Annotated in this window: 18 protein-coding genes; 3 read left to right on the forward strand and 15 right to left on the reverse strand. The window is 64.2% G+C overall.

All coding sequences use genetic code 11. The annotated features are described in order from the left end of the window. Nucleotides 1–31: 31 nt before the first annotated feature. From EBB56_RS02740 to EBB56_RS02810, 15 genes are all read right to left on the reverse strand, one after another. Complete coding sequence (locus tag EBB56_RS02740; RefSeq protein ID WP_045991033.1) at nucleotides 32–697, reverse strand: protein-L-isoaspartate(D-aspartate) O-methyltransferase; 666 nt, start codon at nucleotides 695–697, stop codon at nucleotides 32–34. Then, nucleotides 684–1,430 (reverse strand): 5'/3'-nucleotidase SurE, encoded by a 747-nt coding sequence (gene surE / locus EBB56_RS02745; RefSeq protein WP_045991032.1) that lies wholly within the window; start codon nucleotides 1,428–1,430, stop codon nucleotides 684–686. The genes EBB56_RS02740 and surE overlap by 14 nt, the downstream gene beginning before the upstream one ends. Continuing rightward, the gene (truD, locus tag EBB56_RS02750) at nucleotides 1,427–2,602 is read right to left on the reverse strand and encodes a tRNA pseudouridine(13) synthase TruD (RefSeq protein WP_071211075.1); all 1,176 of its coding nucleotides are present in this window, start codon (nucleotides 2,600–2,602) and stop codon (nucleotides 1,427–1,429) included. Before truD ends, surE begins: the two co-directional genes overlap by 4 nt. Next, nucleotides 2,599–3,135 carry a 2-C-methyl-D-erythritol 2,4-cyclodiphosphate synthase gene (gene ispF, locus EBB56_RS02755; protein ID WP_045991067.1) on the reverse strand — a complete coding sequence of 179 codons (537 nt, stop codon included), beginning with the start codon at nucleotides 3,133–3,135 and terminating at the stop codon, nucleotides 2,599–2,601. Before ispF ends, truD begins: the two co-directional genes overlap by 4 nt. A gap of 14 nt (nucleotides 3,136–3,149) precedes the next feature. Continuing rightward, nucleotides 3,150–3,878, reverse strand: a complete 729-nt coding sequence (ispD, locus tag EBB56_RS02760; RefSeq protein WP_045991031.1) for a 2-C-methyl-D-erythritol 4-phosphate cytidylyltransferase — start codon at nucleotides 3,876–3,878, stop codon at nucleotides 3,150–3,152. Next, nucleotides 3,875–4,210, reverse strand: coding sequence for a cell division protein FtsB (ftsB, locus tag EBB56_RS02765; RefSeq protein WP_045991030.1), 336 nt, complete (start codon nucleotides 4,208–4,210; stop codon nucleotides 3,875–3,877). Before ftsB ends, ispD begins: the two co-directional genes overlap by 4 nt. Before the next feature lie 192 nt (nucleotides 4,211–4,402). Beyond that, nucleotides 4,403–5,479, reverse strand: a complete 1,077-nt coding sequence (locus tag EBB56_RS02770; RefSeq protein WP_231498461.1) for a transporter — start codon at nucleotides 5,477–5,479, stop codon at nucleotides 4,403–4,405. A 150-nt stretch (nucleotides 5,480–5,629) separates the two neighbouring features. Beyond that, on the reverse strand, nucleotides 5,630–6,418 hold the full coding sequence (locus EBB56_RS02775) for a hypothetical protein (RefSeq protein ID WP_124802684.1): 789 nt from the start codon (nucleotides 6,416–6,418) through the stop codon (nucleotides 5,630–5,632). Nucleotides 6,419–6,487: 69 nt separating this feature from the next. Continuing rightward, complete coding sequence (locus EBB56_RS02780) at nucleotides 6,488–7,192, reverse strand: C39 family peptidase (RefSeq protein ID WP_108131380.1); 705 nt, start codon at nucleotides 7,190–7,192, stop codon at nucleotides 6,488–6,490. 129 nt (nucleotides 7,193–7,321) lie between these two features. Then, nucleotides 7,322–8,473: a hypothetical protein gene (locus EBB56_RS02785; protein ID WP_124802686.1), complete on the reverse strand. Its 1,152-nt coding sequence runs from the start codon at nucleotides 8,471–8,473 to the stop codon at nucleotides 7,322–7,324. A gap of 75 nt (nucleotides 8,474–8,548) precedes the next feature. Next, on the reverse strand, nucleotides 8,549–9,190 hold the full coding sequence (locus EBB56_RS02790; RefSeq protein ID WP_045991028.1) for a hypothetical protein: 642 nt from the start codon (nucleotides 9,188–9,190) through the stop codon (nucleotides 8,549–8,551). Nucleotides 9,191–9,192: 2 nt separating this feature from the next. Continuing rightward, the gene (locus EBB56_RS02795; protein WP_124802688.1) at nucleotides 9,193–9,705 is read right to left on the reverse strand and encodes a hypothetical protein; all 513 of its coding nucleotides are present in this window, start codon (nucleotides 9,703–9,705) and stop codon (nucleotides 9,193–9,195) included. Nucleotides 9,706–9,758: 53 nt separating this feature from the next. Continuing rightward, entirely contained in the window at nucleotides 9,759–10,109 is a 351-nt protein-coding gene (locus tag EBB56_RS02800; protein WP_045991026.1) for a hypothetical protein, read from the reverse strand. Nucleotides 10,110–11,002: 893 nt separating this feature from the next. Next, on the reverse strand, nucleotides 11,003–12,385 hold the full coding sequence (locus EBB56_RS02805; protein ID WP_231498460.1) for a sigma-54-dependent Fis family transcriptional regulator: 1,383 nt from the start codon (nucleotides 12,383–12,385) through the stop codon (nucleotides 11,003–11,005). Nucleotides 12,386–12,537: 152 nt separating this feature from the next. Beyond that, complete coding sequence (locus EBB56_RS02810) at nucleotides 12,538–13,722, reverse strand: GNAT family N-acetyltransferase (protein ID WP_124802690.1); 1,185 nt, start codon at nucleotides 13,720–13,722, stop codon at nucleotides 12,538–12,540. A 208-nt stretch (nucleotides 13,723–13,930) separates the two neighbouring features. On the opposite strand from EBB56_RS02810, the gene edd reads away from it, so the two are divergent. From edd to EBB56_RS02825, 3 genes are read left to right on the forward strand one after another with little or no spacing between them, the layout of a single operon-like run. Continuing rightward, the gene (edd, locus tag EBB56_RS02815) at nucleotides 13,931–15,820 is read left to right on the forward strand and encodes a phosphogluconate dehydratase (protein ID WP_045991024.1); all 1,890 of its coding nucleotides are present in this window, start codon (nucleotides 13,931–13,933) and stop codon (nucleotides 15,818–15,820) included. Nucleotides 15,821–15,828: 8 nt separating this feature from the next. Then, nucleotides 15,829–16,797 carry a glucokinase gene (gene glk / locus EBB56_RS02820; protein WP_108131377.1) on the forward strand — a complete coding sequence of 323 codons (969 nt, stop codon included), beginning with the start codon at nucleotides 15,829–15,831 and terminating at the stop codon, nucleotides 16,795–16,797. Further along, nucleotides 16,794–17,780, forward strand: a complete 987-nt coding sequence (locus EBB56_RS02825) for a D-hexose-6-phosphate mutarotase (RefSeq protein WP_045991022.1) — start codon at nucleotides 16,794–16,796, stop codon at nucleotides 17,778–17,780. Before glk ends, EBB56_RS02825 begins: the two co-directional genes overlap by 4 nt. Nucleotides 17,781–17,792: the final 12 nt, after the last annotated feature.

Genomic DNA, 17,792 nt, shown 5'->3' on the forward strand with positions numbered 1-17,792 from the left:
GCACCCCGGAGGTAGAGGCCTAGCGAATGTTTCAACGAATTACTCCTTCAAGTAACGGCACGAAGCGTACCGGCTCCAGCCGTTCGAATTCAAAGCGCTCTCCCTCGCGCCGTACACGGGTCAGCCACTGGCGTCCATCGTGGCCTTCCAGCGGCGCGATCAGCACGCCGCCGTCCACCAGCTGGGACAGCAGAGGTTCGGGCAGTTCGCTGGCACAGGCGGTCAGCAGGATGGCGTCGAAGGGGGCGGCCTCGGGCCACCCGTGCCCGCCGTCGGCCAGCCTCAAGCGCGCGTTGTAGGTCTTCAACAGGCGCAGGCGTGAGGCGGCGATACGATGCAGAGCATTAATCCTCTCCACCGACCAGAGTTCCGTCACCAGACGTGCCAGGATCAGCGTCTGGTAGCCTGACCCGGTGCCCACCTCCAGCACTCGCTCGGGCGCCTGCTCGAGGATCAGCTCGCTCATGCGTCCGACGATCCAGGGCTGCGACAGGGTCTGGCCATGGCCGATCGGCAGCGCGGTATCTTCGTAGGCACGATGCGCCAGGGCCTCGTCAAGGAACAGATGGCGAGGTTCCCGCGCCATCACCTCGAGCACGCGAGACGAGCGAATGCCCTGCTCGCGCATGCGGCTGACCATGCGGTCCCGGGTTCGCTGGGACGTCATGCCGACGCCTCTGAGATCAGGTGAGCGCATCAAGCCAGTCCTGCACATCATCGCGTGCGGCGTGTCGGGTCAGATCGGTCTGCAGCGGGGTGATGGAGACGTAACCCTCCGCCACCGCGGCGAAGTCCGTGTCCGGCGCATCGTCGGCATTTTCCCCCACCGGGGCGATCCAGTAGCGCAACCGTCCACGGGGATCGCGCGTCTCGATGGGGCGTTCGGCGGGGCCACGATAGCCCATGCGAGTGACGCGAAAGCCGCGCAGCTCCTCCCACGGCACATCCGGCACATTGACGTTGAGCAGGCTGCGCGGCGGCAGCGAAAGCTGCTCCAGTGCCCCTACCAGGCTCGCCGCCACCCGGCCAGCGGTCTCGAAGTAGCGGTGCCCGACTAGTGACACGGCGATGGCCGTCATGCCCAGATTGCGCCCTTCCATGGCCGCCGCCACGGTGCCCGAGTAGAGCACGTCGTCGCCCAGGTTGCCGCCATGGTTGATACCCGAGATCACCAGATCCGGCGTCTCGTCCCAGACGCCGTTGACGCCAAGATAGACACAGTCGGCGGGGGTACCGTCGACGCTGTAGAAGCCGCTGTCCATGGGGCTGAGCGACAGCGGACGCGACAGGGTAAGGGAGTTGCTGGCACCGCTGCGATCACGATCGGGGGCGACCACCCTGAGCTTGGCATAGGGGCTGAGGGCGTCATGCAAGGCCTTCAAGCCAGGCGCGTTGACGCCGTCGTCGTTGGATAGCAGCAGTCTCCTCATGGTGTATCTCCCTGGTGTTGCTCGGCCACTGGTTGCGCGTCCCCGGTCAGCTCTTCCCCAGGCTGCCTGGCCACAGGCTCCTTCACTAAAGGCTCGTCGACGGACGGCGCGTTGCGAAAGCTCAAGGTGGGGTGATCCATCAGCTCACGCAGCACGGCGGTGGCAAAGGCCCCGGCGGGCAAGCGGAACTCGAGCCACACCGCGTCGCCCTGACGCCATAGACGGGCCTCGGTGGGCATGACTCTCAACGCCCGTCGGGACGCCTTGACCCTGGCCTTCTCGAGTCCGGCGCAAAGCGCCGGCGCCTCGGCCAGGACGTCTTGCTCCAGCGCCTCGGCTCGCTCCCGGGCGCGACTGCCACCGGTCCCCCAGAGTACCCCGGCGGGATGGATGTCGCCTTGCTCGAGGCGCGCCTTCAAGGCGTCATCGGGGCTTTCCACGTCGAACAGGCTGTGGGTACCTTCCAGCATCATCACATCGCCGGCCAGCACCTCTCGCCAGCAGCCCCTGCGCAGACGCTCGGCCAACTGGGCGTTGAACAGGTAGCTGCGAGCGGCGGACAACAGCATGCCCTCGCGGTCATCACGCTTGCGCCAGCCGCGCTCGAGCACCGCACAGGCCTTGCTCAGGTTGCGCCCCTCGTGACCGAACCGCTGGGGCCCGAAATAGTTGGGCACCCCGTCGCTCACCAAGGCCTCGAAGCGCTGTTCGAGCCCAGGGTCCCGAGCCACCTCGCCGGTCAGCTTCAGACGAAAGCGGTTGCCGCGATGGACCCCACGCTTGAGCTTGCGCGGATGACGGCTGGCGGCCTCGACCACATAGCCCTCCGCCGCCAGTCGTGCGTCGAGATCTTTCGGCGCCTCACGCCCCGCAAGATGCACCGAGAACCACTGACGCGTTACCGCCGTGCGGTCCTTCATGCCGGCATAACCGACGTCGCGGCGACTTACCTGACACTGGTGGGCCAGGGTCGAGGCGACCCTGGCGGTGGTGGTGTCACGCTTGGCGATCCACAGCCACAGGTGCTCGCCCTGGCCCTCAGGAGCGAACCCAAGGTCCTCCTCGACCTGGAAATCCTCGGGGGTTTCCCGGTAACGCCCAGCCATCGGGGCGCCGAAACGCTCGTCCAGATAGCGCGGCCAGTCCGGGGGCCAGACGATGGCATCGCTCATGTCGATTCGGCCCTCGTGACACTGGCGCCAGGGTCCCCGGCGGCGCTGGTGGCATCATTGTCAATGGCCGCCATCAGCACCACCGCCTCGGCGGCGATGCCCTCGCCACGCCCGGTGAAGCCGAGACGCTCTGTCGTGGTGGCCTTGACGTTGATGGCGCCCCTGTCGATGCCCAGGTCCTCGGCCAGGGCGTCGCGCATGGCACCGAGATGCGGTGCCATCTTCGGCGCCTGGGCCATCAGGGTGGCGTCCAGGTTGGCCACCCGGTAGCCGGCCTGCGCCACCCGTGCCACCACCCGCCGCAGCAGGTCGCGACTGTCGGCGCCCTTCCACTCAGGGTCGGTATCCGGAAACAGGTGACCGATATCACCGAGGGCGCAGGCGCCCAGCAGCGCATCACTGATGGCATGCAACAGAACGTCGCCATCGGAGTGCGCCACGAACCCCCGATCGAAGGGCAGTCGCACGCCCCCGATCATCAGGTGGTCACCCTCGCCGAAGCGATGGACGTCGAAGCCGTGGCCTATGCGCAGGGGCAGCAGCATGTTCATGAACTCTCGTGCAGATCCCGGAGCACCGCGTCGCCGGCCAGGATCAACTCGGCCAGGCGCAGGTCCTCGGGGTGGGTGATCTTGATATTGTCGCGGCGACCGGCGACCAGTCGGGGCGCGCGGCCCAGGGCCTCCACCGCCGACGCCTCGTCGGTGATCCGGCCGACACCGATGCCGTCCGGCGCCAGCGCCCGGGCCAGAGCTTCCTGAAGCAGAGCAAAGCGAAATGCCTGGGGCGTCTGGGCCTGCCACAGACCCCGTCGGTCCTCGGTGTTCGCCACCGCCCCCTGGCCATCGTCACGCTTGATGGTATCCGCCACCGGCGAGGCCAGCAGCGCCCCGTCAGGGCTCGCGAGGGCAGCGTTGTAGAGCCGTGACAGGTCATCGGCGCTGACACAGGGGCGCGCCACGTCGTGCACCAGCACCAGGTCATCGGGGGCGCCTTGGGCGGCGACCGCCGCCAGGGCATTGACCACGCTGTGCACGCGCTCGGCGCCGCCGGCCACCCGCTGCCAGTCGGTAAAGGGGACCAGCGCCGGGTCGAACCAGTCGTCATCGGGCGCCAGGCACAGGCACAGCCGCGCCTCGGGAAAGCTCTGATGCAGCCGCGCCAGGGTATGCGCCAGCACCGGTCGCCCCGCCACTTCGAGATACTGCTTGGGGCAGGTCCCGCCGACCCGCTTGCCGACGCCCGCCGCCGGCACGATCAGCCACAGTCGGCTCATTCACTGGCCCCCTGGGCAGATCCCGGTGTCGGTTGGGCCACCGGGGCGACGTCGGTCTCGACCCCGGGCACCCAGAAGAACTGCTCGTCGGTGCGCACCATGCCCACATCGCTGCGAGCGCGTTCCTCGATGGCATCGAGACCGGTCTTGAGGTCCACCACCTCGGCGCTAAGGCGAGCATTGCGATCGCGCAGGGGCTGGTTTTCCGCCTCCAGCGCCGCCACCCGCCCGCTGACTTCATTCATTTCCATGACACCGCCCTGGCCCAGCCACAGTCGATACTGAAGCAGGGCGAGCAGTGCCAGCAGCACTATCGCCAAGGTCTTGAGCATGCAGGTACCGTCGACATTCGATTCGGCGCCTAGTATGCCATCGCCGCCCGGTCGGGGGCGAGTCGCGGGTCGGCCCATGTCACGATGGCCAGGAGAGCGCATCAAGACCAGAGGCACCAACGCAATCGGCCGACCCCGAGGGTCGGCCGACTCACTGGCGAGCGTTCTTGCGCTGGTTAAATGCCAACCGCTCTATAGCTGGAACGGCATACGGAAGGTCAGGCTGATATCCGAGGCGTCATCGGTCATGCCGATGCCCAGGTTGGTGACCACCGAGGTGGAATCGGTCATGGCGTAGGTGCCACCGATATTGAACACCCCGATAGTGGCGTCACTGCCGATAACCTCGGTCTCATTGCCACCTTCCGGAGTAATCTCGGTCTTGCGGATATATTCGTGGGAGTAGGACAACGCCAGACTCAGCCGCTCATTCAAGGCAAAGGCGGTACCGAAGCCTGCGCTGATGCTGTCACCCAGATCCACATCGGCGCGCTGATCACCCTCACCCGCCGAAATATCGTCGAAATCTTCCTCGATATTGTAGGTGTAGCCCAGGTTGGCGAAGACGATGGCCGGGTCCAGAGTCTTGAGTACCGACACCCCGGCAGTCACGCCCCAGACGCCGTTGCCGGTGGGCAATTCCTTGGGAACCGACAGGTTACCGGCGGTATCGGATTGCTCGATTTCGATGCCGTAGGGGTCCTTGCCGGTGGGCGCACGCACCCCCAGACTGACCACCACGTCGGGCCTCTCCACGGTCTCCGGCAGCAGCCGGTAGGACAGGCTCGCCGAGATATCACCTAGCCCGGCTTCATCGACGTCATCCTCCACATTGCGTTCTGTGGAGAACTCACCACCGATGGACTGGATGGTGGTGGTGCGATAGACGAAGGGCACATTGATGCTGGCTTCCAGCCGATCGGTCAGGCCATAACGGGTATTGATATCCAGGGTGGTAATGTGGGTCTCGACATTGTCGAGATTCAGCTCGCCGAGAAAGATGGCGTCCAGTGCCAGAAAGCCGCGTAGTGCCAGGCTATCCCGATCCGAGTAGGTGTAGGTGATCCCGGGTTCGATGGTCAGGCGATCGGAAAACAGCGCGTGCTCCTCGCGGAAAATATCCTGCACGCTGCGCGAGGCCTCCTGGGATTCCAGCGCTTCTTGCTGTTCGGCTCCGACGGTCTGTTGTGCAAGAGCAGGCGCCGCAGCACCGGCCAGTAAAAGGCCCGCCAACGGCGGGCAGAGCGTCCTGTTGATGACGATATTCACGTCGATCTCCTTGTCCCCGAATGAAATCGTTTGTACTTCTTGTCGAGCGTCTACTGCGCCCTTCTGCTCCCCTTCCAGCAGGGTCCCCCGACACTCCTGGTAAAGTGTAGTCAAATTGTGCGTTTACGACGGCCAAATCCTTCATAGCTGTCAACGCAGTGCCGCCGCGGACTTGATGCCGCTGAGCATGCCGGGTACCGCCCTGTCTCCCACCCCGGCCTGGTTACCCATATACAGCTGCAGCCGGGTCAGGTTGCGCACCTGCTGCATGTTGCTGGAGAGCTGGATCGCCTGATTCAGCCCGCCGCCGGGTACAATGGCCTGACTGATGCTGCCCATACCCGGAATGTCCACGGATACGCTCATGTTGTTGCCGACGGCGGATACCGCGATGGTACTGCCGGCGATGGAGCGGGTCAGATTGCCGCTGGTGTCCGGGCTCACTCCACCGAAGCTCGAGGCGTCCATGACATCGATGACCAGGTCATTGGCGGCGACGTTGAAGTCCCCCCCCGCCTGGATCGACTGCACCACGCCGGAGGCGTTGGCGGTGCCCCGATCGACTATCGTTGCACCGTTGCCAAGACTTGCCAGACCCGCGGCGCTCTCCACCACGGTAATGGTGGGCTGGAAGCTCACCGTGGGTTGGCCTCGACTCAGATCACCCAGCATCTGCGCCCCGGCAGATAGATGATCCCCCGCCGCGGTGCGCCATTCGCTGACCATCTGCACCCCGAAAAACATCAGGCGCCCCTTATCGGCGAAGCGCCCGCGCTGTTGTCCCAGTTCACTGTCGGATAGCTGACGCGCCTCGCTGAAACCCTCGAAGCGGTCAAAGTCGGTGGTGGCAGCCAACGCTGCCGGTGCGCCCAGAGCCAACGACAATGCCAACAGCATTGCCCAGTATTTCAGCCCTGGTCCCCTGTCATGTCCCATCATGGTGTTGCCCCCTGATCGACGGCGCCTTCCTGCTCGCCGCTGAGCCTTGCCGAAAGAGCGTTATCGTTATCAGAACAGTTCAGCGTGACGGAAACCGAAGTCGATCATCTGCTCGCGTGAGACGGGCGAAAACACGTCCTTCATTCGATGCGCCGTCAAAGGCTGGCGCGGATCGAGCAAGGCGGTATAGCGATCGAAGCCGTCGCCCACCACCGCGAAGATGATATTGTTCCAGGCGGCCATGAATTCGTCCCGGGACATCACCCGGTTGCCCAACGCCGGATCACCGATATAGACGCGATCTGCGCTGGCCTTCTTCATGACCACGAAGTGTTTGTAGCCGTTGAGGTCCAGTAGGACGATCACCGGAATCGAGACGTCATCCAGGGTCTCGGCGTCGACTTCATAGCCGCGCCCGCGTAGGCCCAGGGTCTCGACATAGTTCTTCAGATCCAGCAGGGAGAAGCCCTGCTGCTGTACCAGCTCCAGGTCGGCTACCTCCAGCATCCCCGCCAGCACGTCGTGCTCGGTGGTGTCGGGACGTTGGTAGGCGTACTTGAGCAGGGTGGCCAGCGAAGCGGCACCACAGGAAAAGTCGGTGCGCTGCTCGACCAGATTCTCGTAGCGACGCTCACGGATGGACTGCACGTCCTTGTTGATCACCGTCCCCGGCACGATCCCTCCCAGGCGAATGGTGGCAGCCTGGGTGTTGCCGAGTGGTAGTGCGAGGCCGATGGCCAGTGCCGCGGCCAGCGGCCAGCGTGGCAGTGTCATGACCTGTCCCCCGTATCCAGATGGTGAGTGTCGTATTGGCCAGCTTCTTGGTGAGCTTTGGCGGTCGTGTCTTGTTGGAAAAATCCCCGACCCAGATGGGCCGGGGAAGTACCGATTGGATCGAACGGATTACTGCGCTTCGCCCGCGCCACCGCCGGTGGCTGCGCCGCCCATGCTGGAAGCAATCGACAGCGAGTTGCGCTGCATGTTGCCGGTGCCGGAGGCGATGTTGACGCCGATGTTGCCGGTGGCGCCGCGCAGGGCATTGCCGCTCAGAGTGGCAGTATTTTCCTGGTAGACCAGCACTTCATTGAAGGAGCTGCTGGAACCGGAAGCGGTGCCGGCCAGGCCAATCAGACCAGCCTCGACGAAGCCGAGAGAACCGCCTTCTTCACCCTCGAAACGACCGTCGTTGCCATCCGGGCCCTGGTCGTCGAAGTCAGCATGGCCCCACAGGGACTCGCCGCCGGGGTGGCTGTCGCCGCCCTGCCAGATTTCCGGATAGACGTCGTTGGTCTGCTCCCAGTTGCCCTCGTAGCTACCGACACCGCCACCGATGTAGCCACCGCCCAGTACCACGCCGGCGCTGAACTCGGAGCCGCTTTCCAGGGTCACGACCTGTCCTGCGGTGGTGGTGCTGTTGTTGTAGCTGGCCTGGACGCCGCCGGTGGTGGCGTCGGCGCTGCCGCTGGCGGTGTTGACGGCTGCCGCCAGGCTGTTGTGCTGGGCGTTGCCGATACCGGCCGCGACGTTGACGCCGATGTTGCCGCTGGCGTTACGCAGGGCGTTGCCACCCATCAGGGCAGTGTTCGGGCTGCCGGTGATGCCAGTCATGTTGTTGGAGGTGGACTGGAAGGAGAAGGAGGCCGCCTGGCCGAACACGGTGGCCGCGTCGGAAGATGACAGCGCGGCGTCGTTGGCCTGCTGGTTGTTGTCACCGGCGGCCACGTTGGCACCGATATTACCGGCAGCACCCTGCAGGGCATTGCCGCCCAGGGTCGCGTCATTGGTGGTCAGGTCTTGCGTGGCATAGTTGTTGTCGCTGAACTGCTTGCTGTCCACGGTGGCGCCGGAGTAGTTGTCATCTGTAACCAGGGCTCCACCGAGCGCACCCAGCCGCTTGTAGGTGTGGGAATCGTTCTTGATATGAACGTCGTAGCGGTTGTTGACGTCGGAATCCATGTAGGAATCGGTGTCAAAGCTGTTGTCCGCCAGTGCCGCCGGTGCGACCAGAAGTGCAGAGATGGCCAGAGCGAGCGGTGCTTTTTCGAAAGTTTTCATGATCGTTCTCCTGAATGAACCGTACTGTCTTTTCACTGCTTTTATTGACGTCACTCGTTGTCTTCCACGCTTGCTCTATTGGTTGAAGCGATAGCTGAAGCTGTTGCGAGTGGCGTTCCCCGTGCCGGCTGACTGGTTGACCTGAATCACTCCTCTGGCGCCCCCGAAGGTACTCTCATCGATCTCGAGATTCCGGATGGCGCTGTCGGAGCCATTGCTGCTCGACCCATTCAGCCCCTGCCTTGGTGCCAGCACCTGTTGCAGACTGTCGTCGCTCAGGCCGCTGACCGTGCTCCCCAGAGCCATGCCGAAGCTGTTGCTCTGAAGGTTGCCTATCCCCGCCGCCTGGTTGACGGACATCCACCCGGAGGCTCCACTAAAGGCGCCCTCCCTGATGGCGGTGCCCACCTCCATGCCGGCGAGTCGTTCGTCGATGCGCACCTGCTGCACCAGACGATTGTTGATGGTGGCGCCATCACCGATGGCCAGGGCGCCGCTGTTGGACTGCAGATTCTGGTTGCCCGCGGCCTGGTTGGCCGCCGCGACACCACTGACACCGCTGAGCGCCTGTCCGCTGATCACGCTGCTGCTGCGCAGGCCGCTCAGGTCCTGGCCCTGGGCCGGGTCCGGGCTCACCATCACCAGCCCGAAGGCGGCGGTAAGCACCAGGCTGCGAGTCAGCCGTACCGGCACGAATGAAGGCTTGAAGATCCGCATGATCAGCGCCTCCCGGCGGTCAGGGGCGCCAGCGCGCCAGTCACGGTATTGGCGATACCCGAGGTCGCCCCGATCACGCTGCCACCGGCTGCCGATCCGCCACCGACCGAGGTCGCTACCCGATTGCTGCTGCCCAGGGGGCCGGTGCCGAGATTGGCGCCGGTACCCAGGGCGCGGTGCATCTGACTCATGCCGCGGCCTACGCCGGCGGAGATACTGGCCGCCCGGGTGTCATCGAGCATGATCGCGGAGACCCCACCCATGCGGGTGTGAACGCTGCCGGTGGCGCTGCGCGCCATGTTGCTGCTGTGCATCAGGTCGGCACGGCCACGAATCGGCCCGCTTTCGCGATTGACGTAGCCGAATGGCGCAGTCTCGACCTCTCGCAGCATGATGATCTCGCCGGGCTGGACGCCGGGGCGAAGATCGGCGCCGAGGCTCTGGTCGGTCCCCACACCGACCAGGCCCACCGCTACTACCGCTGCGGCCAGGGCCAGACGCCACTGGCACGTCACGGCGTTCCCGCTTCCCCCTTGCCCTTCTTTGTGCTTCAGGTGTCCCATGGTGATCACCAGTCCCGTTGCGTAGTGACGTTGGCGCTCTGACGGTTGTTCAGCCCGTTGGCTGCGCGATGGCTGCTGTCGTCGCCCCCGCCTCCGGCACCTCGTCCCGGCCGTTCGTCCCAGAGGATGACGCCGTCGGCGTCGATTCCCTGCTCCGGCACGAAGCGGCCTCGAATTGTGTCCAGCGCCCCGTCATTGACGAGGTGCTGCTCCCCGGGAGCGCCGAACACCTGCTGCTCGTCGAGCATCGCGGTGTCCGATCGGGCCGACATGGATCCGGTGGCGGCCAGCGCCACACCGATCGCGATGGACGCGCCAAGGACTAGGGTCCGGCTGTTTGCGATCGTCTGGTTCATGTCGGCGTCTCCTCGGGTCCTGTTCCCGTTGCAGTGTTTCTCCTGCACAAAGAACAGAGCAATCGCCGTGCCAACTTATAACCTGTTGATTTATAGGCATTTTTATTTTTGTGCGAAATGAAGAGTGTTAAGCGGATGAAACAACGCACCTTCAGCCGATGAGAAAAAACAGCACAAAACATCGTCAACTATCTGTTTTGTCGGTGGTTTTCCAAAAAGTACCGTTACTGGTACAGCACAGAACTGAGCGATAGCGACAAACAGGCAAAGCGACGCTGCCAGCCTGGCACTATCGTGCTGAAGGGCCCGCGAGGCGGGGGTTTCAGAAGAAACAGCAAAAAAATGTGGCAGGGTGTGTTCAAGGACGACATTCGCGTTACGAGGGAAGCCGGCACCTTGTACGGATGGGGGAGAAATGTCAGAAATCGCATGATTGAGCACAGTTAAAACTGACCCATCAACAAGCAATATACTGATATAAAAGGTATTTTTTAGACATTCACCACTTCAACACTGTCCTTCTGGCCAATGTTTCAACAAAGCAACACTTTTGCGCCAGGCCCATTTTTCGGGAGTACGAAGCATCAGCTTCGTCCGCATAGCGTCGACATCTTGCCGCGATCTCTCAACGTCGATAATCGGATCCGGATGTCAGAGCGCAGATACAAGGGTGATAGAAGGACCCAGATGCCAGGGCGATAGAAAGCCCCCAGATAGCAGAGCACTGGAACCTGGATGCAAAAAGCCCCGCTTGCAGCGGGGCTATTAAAGAGTGGTTTGCCGAGAGGTCATATAGCCGAGATGTCATATAGAGAGAAGAGAGCGCTGCGAGGAGAGACCTGCCGATAACGCCTCTTCACTATCGCTCGAACAGAATCAATGACACCAGGCCGTCAGGAAAAGGCGGCCTCCTGGGGAGGCGTACGTGAAATACCGTGCTTGTCGAGCAACCGATAGATGGTCACCCGGGAGACGCCAAGTTCCTTGGCGGCGGCGTTGACCCGGTACTTGTTGCGCCCCAGCGCCGAGAGCAGCGCATCACGCTCGGCTTCCTCGCGAACCTCTTCAAGCGTTATCTGGTGGCGGTTCAAGCCACGCCGTTCGATGCCGAGGTCCTCGGGCTGGATCAGGCGGTTTTCGCACATCACCATGGCCCGGCGAACCCGGTTGATCAGCTCGCGGACGTTGCCGGGCCAATGGTAGCGCTGCATCACCGACAGCGCCTCTCGGGAAAAGCCTTTCAGACAGGAGGCCTTCTCGCAGGAGAAGCGCTCGAAGAAGAAACGCGCCAGGATCTCGATATCTTCCGAGTGCTCGCGCAAGGCAGGTACCTGCACCTGGAGCACATTGAGCCGGTGATAGAGATCCTCCCGAAAGCGTCCCTCCTTCACCGCCAGCTCGAGATTGACGTGGGTCGCGGCGACGATACGTACGTCCACCGGAATATCCTCGAGCCCACCGACGCGCTGGATACAGCGCATTTCCAGAAAGCGCAGCAGGTTGACCTGAAGCTCCAGCGGCAGGTCGCCGATCTCGTCGAGGAACAGGGTGCCACCGTCGGCCGCCTCGATACGACCGATCTTGCGTTGCGAGGCACCGGTGAAGGCGCCCTTCTCGTGGCCGAACAGCTCTGACTGAATCAAATGCTCGGGCAGGGCGCCGCAGTTGATGGCGTGAAAGGGCTGGCGCGAACGCGTGGAGCGCTCGTGGATGGCCTGAGCCGTCAGCTCCTTGCCGGTACCGGACTCACCGCTGATGAACACCGGGGCATCGACCACCGCCACCTTGCGGATGGTCTTGAACAGGTTCCACATCACCGGCGTCGTACCGACGAACTCGTACTCGCTGTCTTCGGCGGCGGCCGACATGCGCTGTTCTTCACGGTCGCGCTGCTGCAGCATCGACAGTTCCGCAGCGTGCTCCATCAGAATCGACAGGCGTAGCAGATCCACCTGGGGCGACACCAGGGAGTGGCTCAGGTGGGCCATGATGCGACGCATCTCGGGGTCGTCACACTGATCCGAGGTGCCGACCGCGATCCAGGGCCTTTCGCTTTTCAGGATCAGCGGTTCCAGATGGCGCAGGTCCTGACAGGACAGGTCCTCCAGTACCATGATGCCGACCCGGCAAGGGTCATCAGGCTGCAAGCGGCAATCCGACAGCGGCGACACCAGCGGATGCATCTGCCAGCCACTCGACTGCAATCCCTCCAGCAGGTGGCCGGCACGACCACCGGGGTCGCCGATCCACCAACTGCAACGTTGCTTGACGTCCATCGCCTGTCCCCTGAACCCAACCGCCCGCAGACACCAGCAACGATCGGACTGTCGCGCCAGCGCGACTACGAACCCGACCGCCCTCGATCCATCTGCGCCTGCGTAATGTAATCGTTATCTCACATGAGTATCGGTTGAATCATAGCACCGTATTACGCTCTACCTCGAAACGGTAGTCCACGGTGGGCCGCCGCCACATACAGTTCGAGCTGTCGGGCTTCCTCTTGACAAAATCGCGCTACCGCATCGTTGAGGCGGGGATCATTGACATGATGCAAGGACGTCAGCCGGCGGGGGACGAAGCCCCGGGAGACCTTGTGCTCACCCTGGGTTCCGGGGTCAAAGCAGTCGAGGCCTCGCGCAAGGCAGTGCTCGATACCCTGGTAGTAACAGGCCTCGAAGTGCAAACAGTCGGCCAGCACCTCGCTGCCCCAGTAGCGACCGTAGAGGGTTCGAGTTCCCTGAAGGCAGAGCGCGGCGGCCACCGGGCGGCCTTCAACAAAAGCTTGAACAAGCACAAGGTTTTCCGGCATATGACGGCGAAGCCGCTGAAAAAATACCTCGCTTAGATATCCTGTCGTACCTCTGTCGAGATAGGTGATGCGATAGCAGCGAAAGAAGTGGCGGATCGCCGCTTCGTCGATCTCGCTGCCCTCGAGGCGCCGCAGTTCGATGCCCTGGTCGGCGACACGGCGACGCTCGCGTCTTACTTCCTTGCGCCGTTTCGATGTCATCGCCGCCAGGAATCCCTCGAAGTCGCCGAAGCCCTCGTCTCGCCATTGAAACTGCACGCCGCTTCGGGCGATCAGGCCCGGACAGGCCTGTCGCCAGGCGGCCACCTCCGAGTCCTCGGCAAACAGCAGATGCCAGCCCGATAGCCCGGGGTCGTCTTGCCACTGGCTCGCCAGCATGGCCATGACGGTCTGCTCGTCTTCACCTTCTGCCAGTGCCAGGCGCGGGCCTGGCGCCGGGGTGAAGGGGATCGCGCTCACCGCCTTGGGGTAGTAGCGCCCCCCGGCACGCTCCCAGGCATCCGCCCAGCTCCAGTCGAACACGTACTCGCCCCAGGAGTGCTCCTTGAGGTAGTAAGGCAGCAGGCCTACCAGTCGCGCCCCTCGCCACAGCGTCAGATGTCGAGGCTGCCAACCGGTGCCCTCCCCCACCGCACCGGTGGCCTCCAGCGCATCGAGAAATTCGTGACGGGCAAAGGGGTGGTCCGGGTCCACCAGGGCGTTCCAGTGCTCGGCCGGCACCTCGGCGACGGTCTCCAGGCACTTGACCGAAAGACCTTCCTCGGCGTGGCCGCCCTGTTCTTGCTGCGGGGATGATGGCGTCACAACCCACTCCTTGCACTTTGCGATTCAGCCACAGAGTGCCAGACTTTGGAGGTGCTCGTCGCCGAGATCGTCGAAGGCGGCGACCACCGGCCACTCCCTGTAAAAAAACTACATATTCGACCAAAGCACTCGGTCAAGGGGGAGGAAATTGGCTTTTTATTTGGTAAAGTTACGTACCTGACCCGCATCAACACGTCTGAGGTTGACCATGGCTAGCCAGCAAGCTTCTTCGCTCGATCCCACCGTCGCCCGCGTCACCGAGCGCATCCGTGAGCGCTCTCGGCAAAGGCGCGCCCTCTACGAAGAGCGCATGGAGGCCCAGCATCGTCGCGGCGTCCATCGCTCCGAACTGTCCTGCGGCAACCTGGCCCACGGTTTTGCCGCGTGCGGCAGCGAGGACAAGAATCAGCTCAAGCTGATGAATAGCGCCAACCTCGGCATCATCTCGTCGTACAACGATATGCTGTCGGCGCACCAGCCGTTCGAGACCTTTCCCGAGGTGATTCGCGAAAGCGCCCGCCAGATGGGCTCTACCGCCCAGTTCGCCGGCGGAGTGCCGGCCATGTGCGACGGCGTCACCCAGGGCCAGCCGGGCATGGAGCTGTCGCTGTTCTCCCGCGACGTCATCGCCATGGCCACCGCCGTGGGCCTGTCGCACAACATGTTCGACGCCGCCCTCTATCTTGGCGTGTGCGACAAGATCGTGCCGGGCTTGTTCATCGGCGCGGCGCGCTTCGGCCACCTGCCGACTACCTTCATCCCGGCCGGGCCCATGCCCAGCGGCCTGCCCAACAAGGAAAAGGCCCGCGTCCGTCAGCTGTTCGCCGAGGGCAAGGTCGGCCGTGACGAGCTGCTGGAAGCCGAGTCCGAGAGCTACCACAGCCCCGGTACCTGCACCTTCTACGGCACCGCCAACTCCAACCAGCTGATGATGGAGTTCATGGGGCTGCACCTGCCGGGCGCTTCCTTCGTCAACCCCGGTACCGACATGCGCGAAGCGCTGACTCGTTTCGCCACCGAACAGACGATCCGCAATACCGAGCCCGGCGGCGACTACCGCCCGTTCTATCGCCAGATCGACGAGCGTGCCATCGTCAACGCCATGGTCGGCCTCTTGGCCTCCGGCGGCTCCACCAACCACACCATGCACCTGGTGGCCATGGCCGCGGCGGCGGGTATCACCATCAACTGGGATGACTTCTCGGAGCTGTCCTCCGCGGTGCCCAGCCTGACCCGGGTCTATCCCAACGGCCAGGCCGATATCAACCACTTCCAGGCCGCCGGCGGCATGAGCCTGCTTATCCGGGAGCTGCTCGGTGCGGGCCTGATCCACGGCGACATCCCGACGATCTTCGGCACCGACCTGACCGCCTACACCCAGGAGCCCTTCCTCGAGGATGGCAAGCTGGTATGGCGCGAAGGCCCCCTGGAGAGCCTCGACCCGGACGTGCTGCGCCCGGTATCCAACGCCTTTGCCGCCACCGGTGGCCTCAACGTGCTCGAGGGTAATCTCGGCCGTGGCGTCATCAAGGTGTCGGCGGTAGAGGCTCAGCACCGGGTCGTCGAGGCGCCGATCAAGATCTTCGAGGAACAGAACGACCTCAAGGCCGCCTTCGACGCCGGCGATCTCGACCGTGACGTCATCGTGGTGGTGCGCTTCCAGGGCCCCAAGGCCAATGGCATGCCCGAACTGCACAAGCTGACCCCCTACCTGGGCGTCCTGCAGGATCGCGGCTACAAGGTTGCCCTGGTCACCGACGGGCGCATGTCCGGTGCCTCGGGCAAGGTACCTGCGGCCATCCACATGACCCCGGAGGCGCTGGACGGTGGCCCGCTGGCCAGGCTGCGTGATGGCGATGTGGTGCGCCTGGACGCCGACAAGGGCGAGCTGTCTGTCGTGCTCAGCGACGCCGAATGGCGGGATCGTCCCAAGCGCGTGGCCGAACTGGACCACTACCATGTGGGTCTGGGTCGCGAGCTGTTCGGCGGCTACCGTCACCTGGCCATGGGCGCCGAGGAAGGCGCCGGCGTCTTCGGTGGCTTCGAGGCCGACGACCTCGAGCGCCAGCAGGGACAGATCCACGACGAGGACGCCTGAGTTCGCCCATGACACGCCAAGCGCTGATCGGGGACATCGGCGGCACCAACGCACGCTTCGCGCTGGTGTCGCCGGGCAAGACTGCCCCCCACGACATCCTGACCCTGCCCTGTGCCGACTATCCCGGCGTGGTGGAAGCTGCCCGTGACTACCTCGAGCGGGTGGGCGCCAGCGGCGAGAAGGCCCCGCGGGAGGCGTGCCTGGCGTTCGCCTGTCCGGTGCACGCCGAACGGGTCAGCATGTCCAACAATCACTGGAGCTTCCTGAAGGGCGAGGTCAAGCGTGACCTTGCCCTGGATGACTTCAAGGTCATCAACGACTTCATGGCTCAGGCGCTCGGCGTCCCCCACGTCGATTCGCATGATCTGGTCAGCATCCAGACCGGCGAGGCCGAAGGGCACGCCGCTCGACTGGTCATCGGACCGGGCACTGGCCTCGGCATGGCTGGCCTCTTCCCGGCACGGCGCGCCTGGGTGCCACTGCCCAACGAGGGTGGCCATGCCAGCTTCGCGCCCACCGACGAACAGGAGCTCGAGATCTATCGACGCCTCCACCGTCGCTATGGCCGGGTCAGTGTGGAACGCATCCTGTGCGGCCAGGGCCTGCTCGACCTTTACCGAGTACTGGCCGAGATCGATGGTCTGGAGGCCAGCGCCAGCACGCCGGCTCAAGTCACCGAGGCCGCCAACCGCGGCGACCCGCTGGGGCGTGATACCATTCTGCGCTTTCTCAAGATCCTCGGCGACGTGGCGGGCGACGCTGCGCTGACCCTGGGTGCGAGAGGCGGCGTCTACCTGTGTGGTGGCATCGTGCCACGGCTGATCGACTGGCTGCCTCACAGTGGGTTTCTCAGCGCCTTCTGCAACAAGGGAAGGATGCGCCCTTACAACGAAGCCATCTCCATCCAGGTGGTCACGGCCCCGTGGACGGGGCTGCTGGGCGCCGCCGAGGCGCTCCACAACGAGGAGGTCGAATGATTCCGGCAACGCTCAAGACACGTATCGACGAGGTAGAGGGCCAGGGGCACATCCACTGGGCCGGCCGCGACATCTGGGTGGCCAACGAGAGCTGGGGCCAGCTGGCGATCTCGTTGCAGGGCGCCCAGGTGCTTCACTTTCAACCTGCGCCCGACGCCACGCGAGCCGCAGGCGCATCTCCCGCGCCCGACCCCACGCGAGCCGCAGGCGCTTCTCCCGCCAAAGCCACCGTCGACAGCGGTGCGGATGATCCTCTGGTGCCCGCTGGCTGGCTGTGGGTGACCCCCACGCCCCAGGACGTGCCGGGTGCGATTCGTGGCGGCATCCCCCTGTGCTGGCCGTGGTTCGCCGACGAGAACACCGCCGACGAGTCCCCCGACCGCTCCGGCCCGATGCACGGCCCGGCGCGCAAGGCCGACTGGCAACTGGACGCGGTGGACGAGCACGAAGACGGCGTCGAGGTGCACCTGTCACTGCCACAGCGCCTGCACAGCCAGTTGCATCCCCGTGCGGTGGTCCAGGCCAACGCCCAGCGTCTGCACGTGGAGCTGATCACCGAGCACCTGGGCGAGACGCCGGTGAAGATGACCGCCGCCCTGCACAGCTATCTGGCGGTGGATCAGGTCTTCGCCTGTCGCGTCGAAGGCCTCGTCGGGGCCCGCTACCTGGACAAGCTCAAGGGCTTCGCCGAGAGCGAGCAGGTGGGTGAGCTCGGGGTCCGTGAAGGCGTCGATCGTATCTATCATTCCAACGCCGAGGTGGTGCTCGATGACGGCCAGCGCCGCCTGCGAGTGGCTCGCCAGAACAGCGACTCGGTGGTGGTGTGGAATCCCGGCGAGACACCCAACCCGGACACCCCGCTGGACGCCGCCCGCCGTTTTCTGTGCGTCGAGTCCGCCAACACCCGCCTCGATCCGGTGTGGCTGGTACCCGGCGCCCAGCATATGCTCGGCACCACCCTGTCGCTGGCCGACAACCACTGATCGACGAGGAAT

Origin of the sequence: Halomonas sp. YLB-10 (genome assembly GCF_003856855.1) — a bacterium.
Taxonomy (GTDB): domain Bacteria; phylum Pseudomonadota; class Gammaproteobacteria; order Pseudomonadales; family Halomonadaceae; genus Halomonas; species Halomonas litopenaei.

Excerpts from the sequence above, each read along its gene's own strand:
- EBB56_RS02740 (WP_045991033.1), bottom strand. The coding sequence starts at position 697 with ATGCGCTCACCTGATCTCAGAGGCGTCGGCATGACGTCCCAGCGAACC.
- surE (WP_045991032.1), bottom strand. The coding sequence starts at position 1,430 with ATGAGGAGACTGCTGCTATCCAACGACGACGGCGTCAACGCGCCTGGC.
- truD (WP_071211075.1), bottom strand. The coding sequence starts at position 2,602 with ATGAGCGATGCCATCGTCTGGCCCCCGGACTGGCCGCGCTATCTGGAC.
- ispD (WP_045991031.1), bottom strand. The coding sequence starts at position 3,878 with ATGAGCCGACTGTGGCTGATCGTGCCGGCGGCGGGCGTCGGCAAGCGG.
- ftsB (WP_045991030.1), bottom strand. The coding sequence starts at position 4,210 with ATGCTCAAGACCTTGGCGATAGTGCTGCTGGCACTGCTCGCCCTGCTT.
- EBB56_RS02775 (WP_124802684.1), bottom strand. The coding sequence starts at position 6,418 with ATGATGGGACATGACAGGGGACCAGGGCTGAAATACTGGGCAATGCTG.
- EBB56_RS02780 (WP_108131380.1), bottom strand. The coding sequence starts at position 7,192 with ATGACACTGCCACGCTGGCCGCTGGCCGCGGCACTGGCCATCGGCCTC.
- EBB56_RS02785 (WP_124802686.1), bottom strand. The coding sequence starts at position 8,473 with ATGAAAACTTTCGAAAAAGCACCGCTCGCTCTGGCCATCTCTGCACTT.
- EBB56_RS02790 (WP_045991028.1), bottom strand. The coding sequence starts at position 9,190 with ATGCGGATCTTCAAGCCTTCATTCGTGCCGGTACGGCTGACTCGCAGC.
- EBB56_RS02800 (WP_045991026.1), bottom strand. The coding sequence starts at position 10,109 with ATGAACCAGACGATCGCAAACAGCCGGACCCTAGTCCTTGGCGCGTCC.
- EBB56_RS02805 (WP_231498460.1), bottom strand. The coding sequence starts at position 12,385 with ATGGACGTCAAGCAACGTTGCAGTTGGTGGATCGGCGACCCCGGTGGT.
- edd (WP_045991024.1), top strand. The coding sequence starts at position 13,931 with ATGGCTAGCCAGCAAGCTTCTTCGCTCGATCCCACCGTCGCCCGCGTC.
- glk (WP_108131377.1), top strand. The coding sequence starts at position 15,829 with ATGACACGCCAAGCGCTGATCGGGGACATCGGCGGCACCAACGCACGC.
- EBB56_RS02825 (WP_045991022.1), top strand. The coding sequence starts at position 16,794 with ATGATTCCGGCAACGCTCAAGACACGTATCGACGAGGTAGAGGGCCAG.